This is a genomic window from Acinetobacter sp. 70_2 (assembly GCF_056736115.1).
Genome location: NZ_JBWZIP010000007.1, coordinates 1 through 17,780 on the forward strand (window position 1 = coordinate 1; position 17,780 = coordinate 17,780).

20 protein-coding genes and 1 rRNA gene are annotated in these 17,780 nt (G+C 39.3%); 11 read left to right on the forward strand and 10 right to left on the reverse strand.

What is annotated here, in order from left to right; all coding sequences use genetic code 11:
* The 5 genes from rrf to AC1PJ9_RS03535 all read left to right on the forward strand — a co-directional run.
* Positions 1-74, forward strand: a 5S ribosomal RNA gene (rrf, locus tag AC1PJ9_RS03515); the annotation flags it as partial.
* 154 nt (positions 75-228) lie between these two features.
* Positions 229-633, forward strand: a complete 405-nt coding sequence (locus AC1PJ9_RS03520; protein WP_311087069.1) for an SRPBCC family protein — start codon at positions 229-231, stop codon at positions 631-633.
* Positions 634-799: 166 nt separating this feature from the next.
* Entirely contained in the window at positions 800-1,150 is a 351-nt protein-coding gene (locus AC1PJ9_RS03525) for a GFA family protein (protein WP_311069252.1), read from the forward strand.
* 20 nt (positions 1,151-1,170) lie between these two features.
* A complete protein-coding gene (locus AC1PJ9_RS03530) occupies positions 1,171-1,734 on the forward strand; it encodes a DUF4256 domain-containing protein (RefSeq protein ID WP_311087070.1) in 564 nt (187 codons plus the stop codon).
* A 136-nt stretch (positions 1,735-1,870) separates the two neighbouring features.
* A complete protein-coding gene (locus AC1PJ9_RS03535) occupies positions 1,871-3,034 on the forward strand; it encodes an acyl-CoA dehydrogenase family protein (protein ID WP_311087071.1) in 1,164 nt (387 codons plus the stop codon).
* Between the two features lie 31 nt (positions 3,035-3,065).
* On the opposite strand, the gene AC1PJ9_RS03540 is transcribed toward AC1PJ9_RS03535, so the two are convergent.
* Positions 3,066-3,665, reverse strand: a complete 600-nt coding sequence (locus tag AC1PJ9_RS03540) for a TetR/AcrR family transcriptional regulator (protein WP_311087072.1) — start codon at positions 3,663-3,665, stop codon at positions 3,066-3,068.
* A gap of 185 nt (positions 3,666-3,850) precedes the next feature.
* Here AC1PJ9_RS03540 and AC1PJ9_RS03545 point away from each other — a divergent pair, with 185 nt between their 5' ends.
* Genes AC1PJ9_RS03545 through AC1PJ9_RS03570 form a run of 6 tightly spaced genes read left to right on the forward strand, consistent with a single transcriptional unit; the run spans position 3,851 to position 12,223 of the window.
* Positions 3,851-5,656 carry an acyclic terpene utilization AtuA family protein gene (locus AC1PJ9_RS03545; RefSeq protein WP_311087073.1) on the forward strand — a complete coding sequence of 602 codons (1,806 nt, stop codon included), beginning with the start codon at positions 3,851-3,853 and terminating at the stop codon, positions 5,654-5,656.
* A gap of 20 nt (positions 5,657-5,676) precedes the next feature.
* Entirely contained in the window at positions 5,677-6,588 is a 912-nt protein-coding gene (locus AC1PJ9_RS03550; protein WP_311087074.1) for an SDR family oxidoreductase, read from the forward strand.
* Positions 6,589-6,597: 9 nt separating this feature from the next.
* The gene (locus AC1PJ9_RS03555) at positions 6,598-8,211 is read left to right on the forward strand and encodes an acyl-CoA carboxylase subunit beta (RefSeq protein ID WP_311087075.1); all 1,614 of its coding nucleotides are present in this window, start codon (positions 6,598-6,600) and stop codon (positions 8,209-8,211) included.
* Between the two features lie 42 nt (positions 8,212-8,253).
* The gene (locus AC1PJ9_RS03560; RefSeq protein ID WP_174740295.1) at positions 8,254-9,411 is read left to right on the forward strand and encodes an acyl-CoA dehydrogenase family protein; all 1,158 of its coding nucleotides are present in this window, start codon (positions 8,254-8,256) and stop codon (positions 9,409-9,411) included.
* A gap of 16 nt (positions 9,412-9,427) precedes the next feature.
* Positions 9,428-10,264, forward strand: coding sequence for an enoyl-CoA hydratase/isomerase family protein (locus tag AC1PJ9_RS03565; RefSeq protein WP_019456607.1), 837 nt, complete (start codon positions 9,428-9,430; stop codon positions 10,262-10,264).
* 18 nt (positions 10,265-10,282) lie between these two features.
* Positions 10,283-12,223: an acetyl/propionyl/methylcrotonyl-CoA carboxylase subunit alpha gene (locus tag AC1PJ9_RS03570; protein WP_311087076.1), complete on the forward strand. Its 1,941-nt coding sequence runs from the start codon at positions 10,283-10,285 to the stop codon at positions 12,221-12,223.
* Positions 12,224-12,268: 45 nt separating this feature from the next.
* On the opposite strand, the gene AC1PJ9_RS03575 is transcribed toward AC1PJ9_RS03570, so the two are convergent.
* From AC1PJ9_RS03575 to rplM, 9 genes are all read right to left on the reverse strand, one after another.
* On the reverse strand, positions 12,269-12,688 hold the full coding sequence (locus tag AC1PJ9_RS03575) for a roadblock/LC7 domain-containing protein (RefSeq protein ID WP_019456609.1): 420 nt from the start codon (positions 12,686-12,688) through the stop codon (positions 12,269-12,271).
* Positions 12,681-13,241 (reverse strand): GTP-binding protein, encoded by a 561-nt coding sequence (locus tag AC1PJ9_RS03580; protein WP_311087077.1) that lies wholly within the window; start codon positions 13,239-13,241, stop codon positions 12,681-12,683. The genes AC1PJ9_RS03575 and AC1PJ9_RS03580 overlap by 8 nt, the downstream gene beginning before the upstream one ends.
* Positions 13,242-13,249: 8 nt before the next feature.
* A complete protein-coding gene (locus AC1PJ9_RS03585) occupies positions 13,250-14,215 on the reverse strand; it encodes a hypothetical protein (protein ID WP_311087078.1) in 966 nt (321 codons plus the stop codon).
* 84 nt (positions 14,216-14,299) lie between these two features.
* Positions 14,300-14,659: a roadblock/LC7 domain-containing protein gene (locus tag AC1PJ9_RS03590; protein ID WP_045437845.1), complete on the reverse strand. Its 360-nt coding sequence runs from the start codon at positions 14,657-14,659 to the stop codon at positions 14,300-14,302.
* Between the two features lie 341 nt (positions 14,660-15,000).
* Positions 15,001-15,657: a hypothetical protein gene (locus AC1PJ9_RS03595; RefSeq protein ID WP_311069263.1), complete on the reverse strand. Its 657-nt coding sequence runs from the start codon at positions 15,655-15,657 to the stop codon at positions 15,001-15,003.
* 17 nt (positions 15,658-15,674) lie between these two features.
* Positions 15,675-16,103: a ClpXP protease specificity-enhancing factor gene (locus AC1PJ9_RS03600; protein ID WP_311069264.1), complete on the reverse strand. Its 429-nt coding sequence runs from the start codon at positions 16,101-16,103 to the stop codon at positions 15,675-15,677.
* A 6-nt stretch (positions 16,104-16,109) separates the two neighbouring features.
* Positions 16,110-16,763: a glutathione S-transferase N-terminal domain-containing protein gene (locus tag AC1PJ9_RS03605; RefSeq protein WP_311069265.1), complete on the reverse strand. Its 654-nt coding sequence runs from the start codon at positions 16,761-16,763 to the stop codon at positions 16,110-16,112.
* A gap of 170 nt (positions 16,764-16,933) precedes the next feature.
* The gene (rpsI, locus tag AC1PJ9_RS03610; protein WP_002048725.1) at positions 16,934-17,320 is read right to left on the reverse strand and encodes a 30S ribosomal protein S9; all 387 of its coding nucleotides are present in this window, start codon (positions 17,318-17,320) and stop codon (positions 16,934-16,936) included.
* A 12-nt stretch (positions 17,321-17,332) separates the two neighbouring features.
* The gene (rplM, locus tag AC1PJ9_RS03615) at positions 17,333-17,761 is read right to left on the reverse strand and encodes a 50S ribosomal protein L13 (protein ID WP_002048731.1); all 429 of its coding nucleotides are present in this window, start codon (positions 17,759-17,761) and stop codon (positions 17,333-17,335) included.
* Positions 17,762-17,780 lie beyond the last annotated feature (19 nt).

Sequence of the window (17,780 nt, forward strand, 5' to 3'; positions counted from 1 at the left end):
GAACTCAGAAGTGAAACCTCTTAGCGCTGATGGTAGTGTGGGGTTACCCATGTGAGAGTAAGTCATCGCCAGCTCATTATTCCAAACACCCCCATTCTAAAGAGTGGGGGTGTTGCTTTATGGGCGGGAAAAACAGGGGAGATATGATTTTACATAATCCTTTATATTGCTAATTATTTTGCAGCATAATAAAAACCAGTTAAATTATAGATGAGTCTAAAATAAAAAATGTTAAAGTCCATTGAGGTTTCACAGTTTATCAATCAATCTCCTCAAAAAGTTTGGGAAGCATTGACCACGCCTGAACTTGTCCAGCAATGGTGGGCTAAAGGGGACATTCAGCCTAAAATTGGTCATCAATTTACTTTAGATATGGGTAATTTCGGAATACAACATTGCCTGGTTAAGGCAGTTGATAAAGAAATTTTATTTGAATATGACTTTGCAATCGGTGCACTTGATACAACCCTAAGATGGAAATTAACTCCTCAAGAAAATGGCACACTTTTACAGCTTAACCATTCGGGTTTTAATATGGATTCTTCTTTTGGCCAACAGGCTTTTATTGGTATGGGAAAAGGTTGGCCGCAAATCTTAAGCCGAATTGAGGTGGTAATTTCTAATAATAAATAAAGTAGGATGAAAGAATATTTCTATTTCACCTTTGGAGTGTTTAGATAATCTACTAGAGTTTTAATTAAGTAGATTGTGTAAAGGTGAAAACATCAAAATCTATAAGAAGATTGAAAATTGATCTACCAAAAGAATATTATAAAAATTTAAAAAGTGGGAAAAAGATATGGAATATAAAGGAAGTTGTCATTGTGGACAGGTAAAGTTTATCGCAGAAGGTGAGCTAACAGAAGCCTTATCTTGTAATTGCTCGATCTGCCAAAAGAAAGGGTCTTTACTTTGGTTCCTACCCACTAATCAAGTTACAGTTACTTTAGATTCTCCTGATATTTTAGCGAATTACACTTTTAACAAGCATGTGATTAATCATCATTTCTGTAAAAATTGCGGTATTCATCCTTATGCTCAAGGTATAGATCCCCAAGGTAATTCTATCTTTGCGATTAATGTTCGATGTATAGATGACATTGACTTAGATAAAATAAAAATAAATTATTTTGATGGACGTTCAGTTTAATAATTATAAGGATTTATTCAATGATAACTAAAAAACAATTAACTCAAACACAATTAAATTCACTACTTGAACTATTAAAGAAGAGATTTGAAAAGAACACACATCGTCATAAAGAAATCGATTGGACAAATGTGCGAGCTAAATTATTAGAATCGCCTGAAAAATTGTGGTCATTGCAAGAAATGGAAAACACTGGAGGAGAGCCTGACGTTGTCTCTTATGATCAACAGAAGGATGAATATTTATTTGTCGATTGCTCTCCTGAGAGTCCAAAAGGCCGTAGAAGCCTTTGTTATGACCGAGAGGCTTTGGAGGCTAGAAAAGATCATCCTCCAAAAAATAGTGCAATCGATGTGGCTAAAGAAATGGGAGCTGAGCTTCTCACAGAAGAGCAATACCATGAATTACAAAAGTTAGGGGAATTTGATCTTAAAACATCGAGTTGGATTGCAACCCCAGCTGAGATTCGTAAGTTGGGTGGAGCACTTTTTGCTGATCGTCGGTATGGTCGGGTCTTCATTTATCATAATGGGGCCCAATCCTATTATGCTGTTCGTGGTTTCCGTTGCTGCTTAAGAGTATAGGCGTTGTGCATAAATAAAAATAATTCTGTTTGATGTTTTATGCCAAGAAAATGGGAGTTCTTGCAACTTTTGATTGACTGTAAACATGACAAGATATGTTGAGGAATTAAATAAAAACATCAGGACAGTTCTAAACATGCAACTCAACCCAATTTACTATAATGAACAACACATTGCTTTTGCTGACAATGTTCGCCGATTTGTAGAAAAAGAAATAGCACCTTTTGTTAATGAGTGGGATGAGGCTGAGACATTTCCTAGAGAGCTTTATAGAAAGGCTGCTGAAATTGGTCTATTGGGGCTAGGTTTTTCTGAAGAATACGGTGGTATTCCTGATGCAGATCCATTCTATTCATTACTAGCTGGTATTGAAATGGCAAAGGCGGGTTCTGGGGGAGTACATACCTCACTCATGGTACACACAATTGGCGCCCCTCCCATTCAGCACTTTGGAAGTGAGGAGTTAAAGGCTAGAGTCCTACCAGGTATTATTTCCGGTGAAAAAATTTCTGCTTTAGCTATTACAGAACCTGGTGGTGGCTCGGATGTCGCTGCATTACAGACTAAAGCTGTTCGTGATGGCGATTACTATATTGTCTCGGGGGAGAAGACATTTATCACATCGGGAATTCGTGCAGATTACTATACTGTAGCAGTACATACAGACCCTACTAAAACAGGGGCAGAAGGTATTTCAATGTTGCTCGTTGATGCGCACAGTGAAGGAATTACTAAAACACCTCTAAAGAAAATGGGTTGGTGGGCTTCAGATACAGCTCATTTGCATTTTGACCAAGTACGAGTACCTGCATCAAATCTGCTCGGCAAAGAAAACGCTGGTTTTAAAGTTATTATGAATAACTTTAATATGGAGCGGTTCTTCTTGGGAGTAGTCGCTTATGGGTATGCATTAGTCTGTTATGAAGAAGCTTTAGACTGGGCGCAACAACGAAAAACTTTTGGTAAGAGATTAATTGATCATCAAGTGGTTCGTCATAAATTGGTAGATATGGCAACGCAATTAACCTCAACACGGGCATTGCTTGAAGAAACTGCATGGAAAATGACTCAGCCAAAACTACAAGGACCTGAGTTGGTAGCGCAAATTTCGATGCTGAAAAATGTTGCGACTCGCACTATGCAATTTTGTGCTGATGCAGCTGTACAAACATTAGGTGGTATGGGCTTTATGCGAGGTACCAAGTCGGAACGTATTTACCGTGAAGTGAAGGTCAATATGATTGGTGGCGGTGCTGAAGAAATTATGAAAGATTTGATTAGTAAGCAGTTGGCTTACTGATTCTTACAAGGTGGTCATTGAACCACCTTTTTTATTTCAAAGCCATCTCCCAAACCATTTCGGTTAACTCATCAATTTTGACTTTACCCTCAGCTTTATACCAAGTTACGGTCCATGAAATTGCGCCACCAACTAATCTTCGCCAAATAAAGGCATCATGCTTTACCTTGCCTTCAGTGCGTAATTTTTCAATAATATCTAACCAGATTTGCTCATATTCATTACGCATTTTTAAAAGATAATCTTGTTTTTCTTTTGACAGCGCAAACCACTCATAAACTAAAACAGCCATGGCTGCCCCAGTATCTCCAGTAATTGAAGTGAGTTCTGCTTTAATAAGAGCTCGTAATTGGTGTTCTGGATCGGTAGATTGGGCTGCCGCATCTTGTAAACGAGCAAGATTGTAAATAATGGTTTCCTCCATCACGTGAGCGAGGATGTCATCTTTACTTTTAAAGTGGTGGAATAAGCTTCCCGACTGGATTCCAATAAATTGAGCAAGTTCGCGTACGGTGGTTTTATCATAGCCTTGTTTATGAAATAGGTAGGCAGCCCCTCGTAATAAGCGACCACGCGGGCTGTCATCAAAACAAGAGATATTTGGAATCTGTTCAATTGAAGTAGCAATCATGCGAAAGCCGGATCCTTTATATAAAAATACTTAACAGAAAAGTTTGCCAAATCTCATCATGTTTTAGCTGAGCTGTCGAGTTTGGCAGTTTTGGTCAATTTCACAATAACATTTTGCTCTTTACAAACCAAGCGCTTGCTTGGTAATGTTGAGTGTAATTTTTAAACAAAATAATGAGAAATAAGATGGCAAGTAATCAACAGGATGATGAGCGTGTCGTGAAAATAGGTTGTGCCTCTGGGTTTTGGGGAGATACCAATACTGCCGCTTTTCAGTTAGTGCATTTGACCGATATTAATTATTTGGTTTTTGATTATTTGTCCGAGATTACCATGTCGATTATGGCAAAAGCGAAGATGGTGGAACCAAAGCATGGCTATGCATTGGATTTTGTCAGCCGAGTGATGGCACCTTTGCTTAAAAAAATTGCTGAAAAAAAGATTAAAGTGATTAGTAATGCCGGTGGTGTTAATCCATTGGCTTGTCGGGATGCCTTACAAAAAATTATTAAAGAGTATGGCCTAGATCTGAAAGTGGCTGTGGTATTAGGTGATGATCTTTTAGCGAAACATGAGCAACTTAAGCAGCAAAATGTTCAGGAAATGTTTAGCGGAGAAGCTTTGCCGGAACAGGTGGCGAGCAGTAATGCTTATTTAGGTGCGGTGGCTATTCGCGATGCTTTGAATTTAGGCGCAGATATTGTGATTACTGGTCGTGTTGTTGATTCGGCAGTGGTGCTTGCCCCTTTACTTCATGAATATCAATGGTCTTTAGATGACTATGACAAATTGGCACAAGGTTCCTTGGCAGGTCATGTGATTGAATGTGGTGCGCAATGTACGGGTGGTAATTTTACCGATTGGCAATTGGTACAAGGCTTCGACAACATGGGGTTTCCAGTGGTTGAAGTGAGTGAAGATGGTTCATTCGTTGTGACCAAACCACAAGGGACAGGTGGTCTGGTTTCTACCGCCACGGTTGCTGAACAAATTGTTTATGAAATTGGCAATCCTAAAGCATATTTATTACCCGATGTAATTGCTGATTTCAGCCACGTGCACTTAGAGCAAGTCGGGGAGCACCGAGTTCGTGTGATGGGTGCAAAAGGGCAAGCACCGACTGGGCAATATAAAGTTAGTGCAACTTATCCTGATGGTTATCGGGTTTTAGTCAGTTTTTTAATTGCAGGCCGTGAAGCACCACAAAAAGCACAAGTCATTGCTGATGCGATTTTGACTAAATGTGAGCGTGTTTTAGCAATGCGTTCGGTGCCACCTTTTAGTGAAAAGTCGGTTGAAATCTTAGGTATTGAAAGTACTTATGGAGCACATGCTCAAGCATTAAATAGCCGTGAAGTTGTGGTTAAAATAGCTGTAAAACACATGTTTAAAGAAGCATGTATGTTCTTTGCATCTGAAATTGCACAGGCTTCAACAGGTATGGCTCCAGCCTTGGCAGGTATTGTTGGAGGTCGACCAAAAGCATCTCCAGTGATTAAGTTATTTTCATTTTTAATTGATAAAAATCAAATTAATATCGAAATCGATTTTGATGGGAACCGCTATCCGGTTGAGATTCCTCGGAATACTTCTACAGAGCAATTCAATACTTTAGCAGCGGGTGAAAGTGCGGTTTATCAAGGGAATGAAATTGAAGTTCCTTTGATTGAAATTGCGCATGCCCGTAGTGGTGATAAAGGCAATCATAGCAATATCGGTGTGATTGCGCGTAAAGCAGAATATTTACCGTGGATTCGTGCAGCACTGACTGAACAGACGGTTGCAAGCTATATGCAGCATGTATTGGATGCAGAGAAAGGGCGAGTAATTCGTTATGAGTTACAGGGTTTAAATGCACTGAATTTTATGTTGGAGAATGCCTTGGGCGGTGGTGGTGTTGCAAGCTTACGTATTGATCCACAAGGTAAAGCATTTGCACAGCAATTATTGGATATGCCTGTAAAAGTTCCGGCAAATCTTTTAGAAAAATAAAATGAATGGATGAAACAAAGATGAGTTATCAATCAATTTTTAGACCAGATGCTTTCGCTAATAAAGTCATTATTGTGACAGGTGGCGGCTCAGGAATTGGCCGTTGTACGGCACATGAGCTTGCAGCCCTTGGCGCTCAAGTGGTGATTACAGGACGAAAAATTGAAAAACTGGAAAAAGTAAGCCAAGAAATTATAGAAGATGGTGGACGGGTTCATTTCATTGTTTGTGATAACCGTGAAGAAGAACAAGTGAAAAATATGATTGCCGAAGTGATTGAGAAATTCGGCAAGCTCGATTGTCTTGTAAATAATGCGGGTGGCCAGTTCCCGTCAGCTTTAGAGAATATCTCTGCAAATGGTTTTGATGCAGTAGTGCGCAATAATTTGCACGCAACTTTCTATTTAATGCGTGAAGCTTATAACCAATGGATGGCAAAACATGGTGGCAGTATTGTCAATATGACTGCTGATATGTGGGGCGGTATGCCAGGAATGGGGCATTCTGGAGCTGCGCGTTCAGGGGTCGATAACTTAACAAAAACAGCATCGGTTGAGTGGGGCAAATCTGGCGTTCGTGTAAATGCGGTTGCACCGGGGTGGATTGTGTCATCTGGTATGGATAATTATAGCGGTGATTTTGCCAAAGTAATTATTCCAAGTCTTGCTGGCAATGTACCGCTAAAACGTATGGGAACTGAGTCAGAAGTATCGTCGGCGATTTGTTATTTACTGTCCGATGCTGCGGCTTTTGTTTCTGGTGTGACCTTACGTATTGATGGTGCTGCCTCACAAGGAACACGCATGTATCCACTAGCTGAGGCGACAAATAGTCAGTCTTATAATGGTTTCCATCGTGCATTTATTCCTGAAATTTTTAAAAAAGATAAGACTGAAAAAGTCGAGCAAAGCAATAATTTAGGCTCGGAGTGAGGAATAAAAATGATCATTCTCCAATCCGAAATTACTGTTGGTAGTGAACAGTATCAAAAGAATAAAGAGGCACTGCTTGCTCAGCTGAGTGAAGTCCGTGCAATTCAGCAAAAAAGCATTGATAAATCGTATGCTGCCAAAGCGAAGTTTGACAAGAAAGGCAAGATTTTGCCGCATGAGCGTATACGATTATTACTTGACGCTGATTCATCTTTTATTGAGCTTTGTGGTTTGGTTGGCTACAACATGCATGATGATAAAGATGGTTCAGAAGCGGGTGGTGGTGTGATTGCTGGCATTGGTTTTGTCAGTGGTGTGCGTTGTCTGGTTTCTGCAAGTAATAGCGCGATTAAAGGTGGGACCATGTCCCCTATGGGCGTACAAAAAACTTTGCGTTTGCAAAAAATTGCCTTAGAACAAAAACTCCCCCTGATTACGCTGACCGAAAGTGGTGGCGCCAACTTAAATTATGCGGCTGAAGTATTTACTTATGGCGGTATGACCTTTGCCAATCAGGCACGTTTGTCTGCGGCTGGTATTCCACAGCTTGCAGTTGTTCATGGTAATGCAACGGCAGGAGGAGCTTATCAACCCGGTCTTTCGGATTATGTCATTGTAGTACGTAAGCAAACCGAGATGCTTCTTGCAGGTCCACCTTTACTTTTAGCTGCGACTGGTGAAGTAGCAACAGCTGAAGAGTTGGGTGGGGCTGAAATGCATGCTCAGGTTGCCGGAACAGCAGAATATTTAGCTGAAAATGATGCTGATGGTATTCGACTTGCACGTGAAATTTTTGAACATCTGAACTGGAAAGAGCAAATCAAACCAGTTGATGTGTCTTATAAAGAACCTCGTTACGATGCCGATGAACTGTTGGGTGTGATTCCAAGTGATCCTAAACAACCATTTAACATGAAAGAAGTGGTTGCGCGCATTATTGATGATTCAGATTTTCTAGAATTTAAACAGGAATATGATGATTTAACGGTCTGTGGTTGGGCAAAGATTGGTGGATTACATATCGGTATTATTACCAATAATGGTCCAATTACACATCAAGGAGCAGCGAAAGCAGCTCAGTTTATTCACTTATGTGAACAGACTAACCGCCCGTTATTATTCTTACATAACACTACTGGCTTTATGGTGGGAACCGATGCCGAGCAAAATGGCATTATTAAGCATGGCTCGAAACTGATTCAAGCTGTTGCGAATTGTTCTGTACCTAAAATTTCAATTGTTGTGGCAGGCTCTTATGGTGCTGGTAACTACGCGATGTGTGGTCGAAGCCTATCGCCAGACTTTATTTTTGCATGGCCAAATTCGCATGTTGCTGTCATGGGATCTGCACAAGCTGGAAAAGTACTGCGTATTGTTGCCGAAGGAAAGCAAAAGGCTTCTGGTCAGGAACCGAATCCGCAAATGCTCGATTTTCTTGAGCAAAGCACGGCCATGAAATTGGAGCAGCAATCTACCGCGCTTTTCAATACGGCCATGCTACATGATGACGGCATTATTGACCCGCGAGATACCCGAAAATTACTTATTTTCCTTTTACAAACCATTTATGAAGCACAGCAACGAGAGCTAAATCCAACTCGTTTTGGCGTGTCCCGTTTTTAATCAACCTTTACCGCAATTAAAAAAATTAATAGGAATAACACCATGAAATTTACTGCCGAACATGAAGCATTACGTCGTACAGCGCGTCAATTTGTTCAAAATGAGCTGAATCCACATATTCCAGAATGGGAAGTTGCTGGGAAATTTCCAATCCACGACGTATTTAAAAAAATGGGTGATCTTGGTTTATTGGGAATTTGTAAGCCTGAGGAAAATGGCGGTTTAGCGTTAGATTATTCTTATAACCTTGTGGTTGCAGAAGAAATTGGCTATGCGGCTTGTGGCGGGGTACCTTTGGCAATTGGTGTACAAACGGACATGGCAACACCTGCTTTGGCGCGTTTTGGTAGTAAAGAATTACGCGATGAGTTTTTAACACCAGCCATTGCTGGGGAATATGTTGCCTCAATTGCAGTATCGGAAGTGCATGCTGGTTCGGATGTTGCTGCTATTAAAACGACTGCTAAAAAAGATGGCGATGACTATGTCATTAACGGCAGCAAAATGTGGATTACAAACTCATTGCAGGCCGACTTCTTTTGTCTTTTAGCCAATACGTCTGATGATAAACCACACGTTAATAAGTCGATGATTATTGTGCCAGCAAAAACCAAAGGGATTAGTTTTTCAGAGCCACTTAATAAATTAGGGATGCGTTCAACGACCACAGCGCAGGTTTATTTAGATAATGTCCGTGTACCTCAACGTAACTTAGTGGGTGTCGAAGGCATGGGCTTCATGATGCAAATGATGCAATTTCAGGAAGAGCGCCTATGGGCATGTGCTAATGCCATTGGCGGTTTGGAAAATTTAATCCAAAAGACCATCGACTATACAAAAGAGCGTACCACTTTTGGTCAACCCCTCATTAATAACCAATATATCCATTTTCGTTTTGCCGAACTCATGACTGAAGTGGAAGCGCTTAAAGCCTTAACCTACCAAGCTTGTGAACAGCATATTGCTGGTGAAGATGTGACTAAACTGGCATCTATGGCAAAACTCAAAGCTGGACGTTTAACTCGTGAAGTTGCTGATAGCTGTCTGCAATATTGGGGCGGCAATGGCTTTATGTGGGATAACCCTGCATCACAGCTATATCGTGATGGTCGTTTAGGCTCTATTGGCGGTGGTGCAGATGAGATTATGCTGGGGATTATCTGTAAGTTAATGGACATTCTGCCTAAAAAGCAGAAATAAAAATAAGGAATACACCATGACACTTTCCTCATCTCTACAAGCTCTAGATATTGATGACAGCATTCAATTAGAACAAGACGGCAGTATTTTATATCTCTGGTTAAACCGACCAGAAAGCCGTAATGCCATGAACTTGAAGATGGTCAATGCCATTCAACAAGTTTTCACTGCCATTCGCGATGACCTTTCAATTCGTGCGGTAATTATCCGTGGTGAAGGCGGAACTTTTTGTGCAGGTGGTGACATTAAAGACATGGCGGCTTTGCGTGTTGAAGCGACCAATGTCAGCAGTCTACAACCTTATGCTGACTTTAATCGCCGTTTTGGTGCCATGCTTGAGCAAGTTGAAGCTGCGCCGCAAACGGTTGTAGTGATTTTAGAAGGTGCTGTTTTAGGTGGTGGTTTTGGGCTGGCATGTGTTTCCGATGTTTCGATTAGTCGTGACAATGCTCAGTTTGGTTTGCCTGAAACGGGTCTAGGTGTGATTCCTGCACAAATTGCTCCTTTTGTGGTGAAACGTATTGGCCTGACTCAGGCGCGCCGACTTGCTTTACTCGGTATGCGTTTTGAAGGGCATACAGCATTAAGTGTCGGTGTTGTTCATCAAATTGCACATAATGAAATTGAACTTGAACAAGCTTTAGAAGAAACCATTCAACACATTAAACGAGCAGCTCCTCAAGCTTCGCGTGTGACTAAAGCGCTGTTACATCGAACGCTCAATGAACCTTTAAATGAATTGCTAGATGATGCTGCACAGCAGTTTGCTCAAGCAGTTGGTGGGGCTGAGGGACAAGAAGGAACAATGGCTTTTATCCAGAAACGTTTGCCAAACTGGGCTGATGAGTCATAAAAGATAAGGATAAAAATAATGAAATTTTCAAAAGTACTGGTTGCCAACCGTGGTGAAATTGCAGTTCGAGTCATGCAGACTGCTAAGGCAATGGGCTACCAAACTGTCGCAGTTTATTCTGATGCTGACCATAAGGCTCGCCATGTACAAGAAGCAGATGAAGCTGTTTACATTGGGCCATCTAAAGTATCTGAGTCTTATCTCGCTATTACCAAAATTATTGAAGCTTGCAAAAAAACAGGTGCTGATGCGGTTCACCCCGGTTATGGTTTTTTGTCAGAAAATACTGAATTTGCTCAGGCCTGTATCGACAACCAGATTACGTTTATTGGGCCTACTGCTTCTGCAATTGAGTTAATGGGTAGTAAACGTCTCTCAAAAATTGCCATGATTGAGGCGGGCGTCCCTTGTGTACCGGGCTATGAAGGTGACCGACAGGATCTCGAATACTTAGCAGGACAAGCCGAACAGGTTGGTTTTCCAATTATGGTCAAAGCTTCTGCGGGTGGTGGTGGTCGTGGCATGCGTTTGGTACAACAATCATCCGAATTGGTTGAGGCATTGCAAACTGCGCGTTCAGAAGCTGAAAATGCATTTGGTTCAGGTGAGCTTATTTTAGAAAAAGCAGTCATTGCTCCGCGCCATGTCGAAATTCAGGTTTTTGGTGATACTCATGGCAATTATATTTATTTGTTTGAGCGCGATTGTTCAATCCAACGCCGCCATCAAAAAGTAGTTGAAGAGGCGCCGTGTCCAGTCATGACGCCTGAACTACGTCAGCAAATGGGTGAGGCAGCTGTAGCAGCAGCAAAAGCATGTGCTTATGTAGGGGCCGGTACAGTTGAGTTTTTGCTTGATGCATCGGGTGCATTTTATTTCTTAGAAATGAATACACGCTTGCAGGTTGAGCATCCGGTTACTGAACTTATTACTGGATTAGACTTGGTTGAATGGCAATTACGTGTTGCTAATGATGAACAATTGCCTTTGCAACAACATGAATTGACGTTAAACGGTCATGCAATCGAGGTGCGTTTGTATGCTGAAGACCCACGTCAGGATTTCTTACCACAAACAGGAAAGGTTTTACGATGGCAGCCTGCAACTTTGCCAAATGTGCGAATCGATCATGGCATGTTAGCAACCGATGAAGTCAGTCCATTTTACGATCCGATGGTAGCAAAGGTGATTGCATACGGTAAAACCCGTGAGGATGCGATTCGCTTACTGGCTCGTGCCGTAGATGATTGTGTTTTGCTAGGTGTAAATAGTAATAAACAATTTTTGGTCAATTTATTACGTCATCCAGTTGTTGTTGCAGGAGATACTAATACTGCGTTCATTCAACAGCATTTTCAAAATGACAGCAGTCTACATAAGCAGGTTCTATGTTTAGAAACCTTAGCAATTGCCGCGGCATTATTTAGCCAAAGTAACGGTACGGCAGTGTGGCAAACTGGCTTAGGTGTGCCATTACCATTAAAACTTAAATATGATGATCAGCAAATTCAATTACTGCTTTCATCTGTGAATAATACATTTACGGCTCAGTTCTGTGATCAAACAGTTTGCATTGAAGTACTTGAGAGAACGCCAGATTACCTAGTTTATTTAATTAATGGTGTGCGTCGCCGTGTCCAATATGTATTAGATGGTGATCAGCTTTATTTAGATCGAGATAATGGCAATGTTGCAATTCGCAACGTAACTTATGCCGCTCCAGAAACAGTTGATGCGGCTGGTGATGGCAAAATTCGTGCACCAATGGATGGTGCTGTGGTAAATATCTTGGTCAATAAAGGAGATCAAGTGGTGAAAGGTCAGACCTTACTAGTGCTTGAAGCTATGAAAATCCAGCAGCAGATAAAATCTGATGTTGATGGGATTATTGAAGACGTTTTAGGCCAACAAGGGCAGCAAGTTAAAAAACGGCAAATGCTATTTAGTATCCAAGTATAAAAAAATACCGCTCTTATTGGGCGGTATTTTTTATAGCCGTGTGGGTTATTCTCCATCTGCCTCTGCAATCACTTGGCTTGCTTTTTTTAGACTATAAAGCAGCTGCCCTAAAAGTACATCTCTATTACTTAGAGTAACCATCACCATCGGGTGATGGATCGCTGGAATAGCCGTCAAAATAGCCTTACCATTATCTGCATCTAAGGTGATGTTATTACAGCCGGTCAGTTGAATTTCTTTTAAAAATGCAGTGACCATTGCCAAAATCGAGCTACTCACCGCTGCTAATTTAGTGGTGTTATGGTAGTTCTTGTGGCTTACTGTTGCCAATTCAAACCCATCTGAAGAACAAATCATCACAAAGTCTACACCACGTGTATTCATCAGAATTTTTTGGGCTTCACTTTTTGCAAGTTGTAGCAATTGTGTTGGAGCGGTTCGTTTTTGAACTGGAATACTAAGCATGATCTTTCCCTTGAGATGTTGTGCCTACCTTAACTTCAAGTGATGCAATTAATGATTCAACCATCATTAAAATGTGCTCTTGCTCTCTTGCATCAATAAAAAATAATGGATATTGAAGTTCATTTTCTGTTAACCAATTACGATACTGTTGAAGTGAAGATTCTTTATTTTCATCAATATGTGTAATACCAATCGCAATATTATTGTTATAATTTTTAAAGGTTTCTAAGTAGTTTTCTAACTCAGAAATTGGACTAGGGCTGTTATGATCTAACAGAAGAATAATACCTATTGCACCTTCACAAATGACCGACCAAATAAAATCAAAACGACTTTGTCCAGGTGTTCCATATAAGCCAATTTTAACACCATCATCTAAGGTAATTTCGCCGTAATCGATCCCAACAGTTGTTTGTGATTTTTGGTGACTTTGTACATCTGTATTAAATGCTTCTGTTCCTAAAATTGGAATTTCAGATAGCGACTTAATTGCTTCTGTCTTTCCAGCCCCCATACTGCCCGCAAAGACAATTTTATATTGCTGTATAATCATAACGTTCCCTAAAGACCAAAGCGGCGTCTAATCTTTCCTATAAAATTCTTAAAAAAATGACTTTCAGTATTTGAGCTTTCTAAATGCGATTGTGGGGCATATGAACACTTATTTGCAGGAACGTATTTACCGTTATTTGCCATTAAGCAAGCTGTGATAAAACGTAAAACAACGTCGATTGGTTGGTTGAGTTGTTTAGCAACTTCAGTGACTTTTGCTCCCTGTATAAAACAGGCAGAGAGCTGCAAGCTAATTTTTCTATATTCTTTTTGATAAGGTTGTGGCCAATGATCGATTTTGAAGTAACCATCAGCTGAAGCTAAATTTTCAAAGTCTGTTGAACACCAAATTAAATTCCATAACCAATCTTGTAAGCAATAACCTTTTTTACGAGAAACCTTAGTAAAGTCCGATGTTTTAGCAAAAGCAAAGTTAAAGCTCATATTGGTATGTGCTTTTTGACGGGAAGGTTCTACCCAAGCAGTTTGAGTTCTATTATCAATAATGGCTAAGGTGCCTTTATCATCAAATAAATGTAATTTAGTATTTTCTGGGCTATGCAAATTTCTTATAAATTGTTCATCTATGATAGATATTTCATTTGATAAAGCTGAGCCAGAACCAATAGCCGCATACTTTAAAGAAGATAATACGTTTTTTTGTAGCCAAGAGCGCAGCGATTCTGTTTTTTCTAAAGGGAAGTGTAAGATATGCTCATCAATAGAATTTCCATTTTCTGAAGGTGTTTTGGTAATTTTTAAATAAGGAAATTTTTTCTTTTGAAGAATGTTTTGAATATTATCTGCATCAAAAAAGTTTTCATTAATGATTAATAAATCAATATGATTATTAGAAATATTAACCCAGTTAATACCATATTGATTAGATATTAAATCACGGATTAAGATTTTTAATTCATCTGAAACTTTTAAGCTTAAACCGGAAACTGCAATATTTATGCAATAACTATCCATAGTATCATTTTAAATTTTTATTAATTAATATAATGATTGTTTATGTGCTCTTCATAATTAAATAAAGAGCACACAGTAAATCAATTAGCTAAAGTCGAGCTCTTTTTCAAATGATTTCAACTCATGACGAGCCATGGCTAAATTCGATTTGGTACGATCAAGCACTAAATAAAGGAATAAATTGTTATTACTTTCTAAAGGACGAATTAAGTGGTAAGCCTTACCTAGTGTAATTAAAATATCCTCAATATTATCATTTAATTTCAAAGCATTAGCGATATTTCGTTTTGCTCGGATGACTTCCGTGTTTCCAGCTGCTGCTAGTTCTAAATCAATTTCCCCACCGCCTTGTGTAGCAAGTGATAATCCACTTTCAGAATCAACAAGTGCAGATGCAATAAAACCATCAATTTCCGTTAAGCTATCTAAAGAAAGTTTAGCCATTTTTTATCTCTCAGGATTATAAAATTATATTTACTACTTTTTATTTAAAAGTAGTTAAAAATCATTATATTTCTGCTCAATTTGAAGTCAATCGAGAAAGAAAAGATTGAAATTGATGTTTAAGGAAATAAGTGACCAAAAATGTCATATTATAAAAAATATAATAAGATTATTTATGCATTATACTTTTAATAGTGTGCTCATGTTTGCATTATATATTTTTCATTTTAAATTTAATAATTGTAATAGAATGTTAAAACAATATTTGTTAATAAATTATGTTTATTTAAATAGAAAAAAGAGGAGCTATGAGTTCCTCTTTTTAAATATTTATAATTAAATTAAACAAGATGCGTATAAAAACAATAGAGGTAGCCCAAAATTGCTAAAGCTACAAGAGGTGCGATAACTTTCGACCATGCAGGAATAAAAGTTTCGATAGATTGTTCTTCAGCATGTAAATCTTCATGATGAGGTTGAGCTTGATGAACCATTTGATTGAACTCCTTCATTGTTGCGTCCAATGATAGCTCTTCTTGTTCAACAGGTTTAGAACCAATTAACTCTGTTAGATGGTTTGTTGACCAAACCCAATCATCAGCCTGACCTGATAGATGTTCCACTTGTCCTAAAATTAATTCTTTTAAGCCATTTTGTCCGAAGCCACCAGTTTCATCAAGTTGATTAAGCTCAATTAGCTGTAAGGCCAAAATTTCTGAAATACTCTGTTCAAGTTCAGCATTCTTTAAAATCGACTCATTGTGCTTAGAAGTCGTTAAATGGCGTGCTACTTCTTGAATATATAATGGATCGGCAGTTTTGATTTCATTATAAATTTTATTGTCATCTTGACGCCATAAGCTGATTAACTTTCCAAGTGTGAGCACATTCACTTCATCAATCAGCTTATTTTTTTCATGGGCTGGGTATTGATTTAAAAGCTGAGGCTTTTGAATTTTTATTTGCTCAGCAAAGTATTGGACTAAATCAAATGCCATACTTTATTCCTCTAAAATTAATCTAAAATTCTTAATGTTGGCTTTTTCTTGGTTGGTTCAGTGGTGTCTTGTGTTTCAGGTTCTAGTGTATCTTCTACAGGCGCTACATTGGCATATTCTTCTGGGTCAAAGAATAAACCTTGTCCATTCTCGCGTGCATATATACCCAAAACAGCTTGGATTGGGACGTAAATATCTTTTGAAACGCCACCAAAACGTGCTGAGAAAGTGATTGCATCATTGCTAATAAGTAGTTGATGTACAGCATGCGGCACAATGTTTAAAACAATTTGGCCATCTTTGACAAATTGTTGTGGCACATCCGTGTGTGGCTGTGTTGCATCAACAAGTAAATAAGGTGTGAGTTGGTTGTCGCAAATCCATTCATAGATTGCACGAGCAAGATAAGGACGTGTAGGGGTTAACTCAATAGTTTGCTCAGACATATCACACTATTCCATATTTAATTGTTCATTGTAACGGGTTTTCTCTTGGGGCGTCATTGATTTAACAAAAGAAGGACGGCTAAAGATACGTTTACAGTACAAAAATATAGGCCGACACTGCTGCTTTGGTAAATCAATTCCCATGCTATTAAGCCTTACAAAAATTGGGGCGAGCATACAATCCAAAATTGAAAAATTTTCAGACATAAAATAAGGGAAATGCTGAAATAGGGGGGTAAGAGAAACTAAGGTATCACGTAATTCTTTTTGCGCTTTTTGTTTTTGTTCTACATTTAAAGTATCTGCATGTTTGAGCATATGATCGGCCAATTTAAACCAATCATTTTCAAGACGCCAAATGTATTGCCGTTGTTCAGCACGTGCCATAGGAGCATCAGCGTAAAGCTTGCCTTGACGATATCGGTCATCAAGATATTCAGCAATAATCGGTGCTGAAAATAATTTCAGGTTTTGCTCAAGTAGCATTGGCAATTGGTTATAAGGGTTTAGACTGGCTAAATCCTCATCTTCGTGATCTGTTACGATCAATTGATATTTAATTTGCTTTTCTGCCAATAAAAAACGGATCCAGTGAGAACGGAAATCATCAGCATGGCTGTAAAGGGTAATTCCCTGAATTGAAGTGTTTTCGACCGACATATCACAAGGTATGGTTGTGTGAATCGGTTAGAATACTAAAAATACGAGTGGAAATCACGGTGGCAAAGATAGAGTTTCATATATTTATCTGTTTCACTCATGCTTAAAATGAATAAGCAATAAAAAAGCCTTGGAATAACCAAGGCTTTTTGTCCGATTCGGTAAACGAATTAACGTTTAGAGAATTGAGGACGTTTACGAGCTTTACGTAAACCAAGTTTCTTACGTTCAACTTCACGAGCATCACGAGTAACGAAACCAGCTTGACGTAGAACAGGTTTTAAAGTTTCGTCAGCAGCGATAAGCGCACGAGTAATACCGTGACGGATAGCGCCAGCTTGACCACCGATACCACCACCTTTAACAGTGATGTAAAGGTCAAACTTTTCAGTAACTTCTAAAAGTTCTAAAGGTTGACGAACAACCATACGAGCAGTTTCACGACCGAAATATTGCTCTAAAGTACGGTTGTTAATAACGAGTTTACCTGTACCAGCTGACAAGAAAACACGTGCAGTTGCGGTCTTACGGCGACCTGTACCATAATTAGTAGCCATGTGCTGTATCCCTTAGATGTCCAAAACTTGTGGCTGTTGAGCAGCATGAGGATGCTCAGTACCAGCGTACACTTTCATTTTTTTGATCATTGCATAACCAAGAGGACCTTTTGGTAACATGCCTTTAACCGCTTTTTCAAGAACAGCTTCAGGTTTGTGAGCAATTAACTTCTCGAAGTTAGTCTCACGGATACCACCAGGGAAACCAGTATGGCGATAATATTTCTTATCAAGTGATTTATTACCAGTCACTTGAATTTGTTCAGCATTAATCACAACGATGTAATCGCCAGTGTCAACGTGAGGAGTATAAGAAGTTTTATGCTTACCGCGTAAACGACGAGCGATTTCAGTCGCAAGGCGACCTAAAGTTTTGCCAGAAGCATCAACAACATACCAGTCATGTTGAACTTCAGCTGGCTTAGCGCTGAGAGTTTTCATTAAACCACTACCTATTATA

Coding starts and splice junctions, on each gene's coding strand:
- AC1PJ9_RS03550 (WP_311087074.1), top strand. CDS start 5,677: ATGAGTTATCAATCAATTTTTAGACCAGATGCTTTCGCTAATAAAGTC.
- rplM (WP_002048731.1), bottom strand. CDS start 17,761: ATGAAAACTCTCAGCGCTAAGCCAGCTGAAGTTCAACATGACTGGTAT.
- AC1PJ9_RS03575 (WP_019456609.1), bottom strand. CDS start 12,688: ATGCTTAGTATTCCAGTTCAAAAACGAACCGCTCCAACACAATTGCTA.
- AC1PJ9_RS03565 (WP_019456607.1), top strand. CDS start 9,428: ATGACACTTTCCTCATCTCTACAAGCTCTAGATATTGATGACAGCATT.
- AC1PJ9_RS03600 (WP_311069264.1), bottom strand. CDS start 16,103: ATGTCTGAGCAAACTATTGAGTTAACCCCTACACGTCCTTATCTTGCT.
- AC1PJ9_RS03605 (WP_311069265.1), bottom strand. CDS start 16,763: ATGTCGGTCGAAAACACTTCAATTCAGGGAATTACCCTTTACAGCCAT.
- AC1PJ9_RS03535 (WP_311087071.1), top strand. CDS start 1,871: ATGCAACTCAACCCAATTTACTATAATGAACAACACATTGCTTTTGCT.
- AC1PJ9_RS03530 (WP_311087070.1), top strand. CDS start 1,171: ATGATAACTAAAAAACAATTAACTCAAACACAATTAAATTCACTACTT.
- AC1PJ9_RS03570 (WP_311087076.1), top strand. CDS start 10,283: ATGAAATTTTCAAAAGTACTGGTTGCCAACCGTGGTGAAATTGCAGTT.
- AC1PJ9_RS03580 (WP_311087077.1), bottom strand. CDS start 13,241: ATGATTATACAGCAATATAAAATTGTCTTTGCGGGCAGTATGGGGGCT.
- AC1PJ9_RS03560 (WP_174740295.1), top strand. CDS start 8,254: ATGAAATTTACTGCCGAACATGAAGCATTACGTCGTACAGCGCGTCAA.
- AC1PJ9_RS03595 (WP_311069263.1), bottom strand. CDS start 15,657: ATGGCATTTGATTTAGTCCAATACTTTGCTGAGCAAATAAAAATTCAA.
- AC1PJ9_RS03590 (WP_045437845.1), bottom strand. CDS start 14,659: ATGGCTAAACTTTCTTTAGATAGCTTAACGGAAATTGATGGTTTTATT.
- AC1PJ9_RS03525 (WP_311069252.1), top strand. CDS start 800: ATGGAATATAAAGGAAGTTGTCATTGTGGACAGGTAAAGTTTATCGCA.
- AC1PJ9_RS03585 (WP_311087078.1), bottom strand. CDS start 14,215: ATGGATAGTTATTGCATAAATATTGCAGTTTCCGGTTTAAGCTTAAAA.
- rpsI (WP_002048725.1), bottom strand. CDS start 17,320: ATGGCTACTAATTATGGTACAGGTCGCCGTAAGACCGCAACTGCACGT.
- AC1PJ9_RS03540 (WP_311087072.1), bottom strand. CDS start 3,665: ATGATTGCTACTTCAATTGAACAGATTCCAAATATCTCTTGTTTTGAT.
- AC1PJ9_RS03520 (WP_311087069.1), top strand. CDS start 229: ATGTTAAAGTCCATTGAGGTTTCACAGTTTATCAATCAATCTCCTCAA.
- AC1PJ9_RS03545 (WP_311087073.1), top strand. CDS start 3,851: ATGGCAAGTAATCAACAGGATGATGAGCGTGTCGTGAAAATAGGTTGT.
- AC1PJ9_RS03555 (WP_311087075.1), top strand. CDS start 6,598: ATGATCATTCTCCAATCCGAAATTACTGTTGGTAGTGAACAGTATCAA.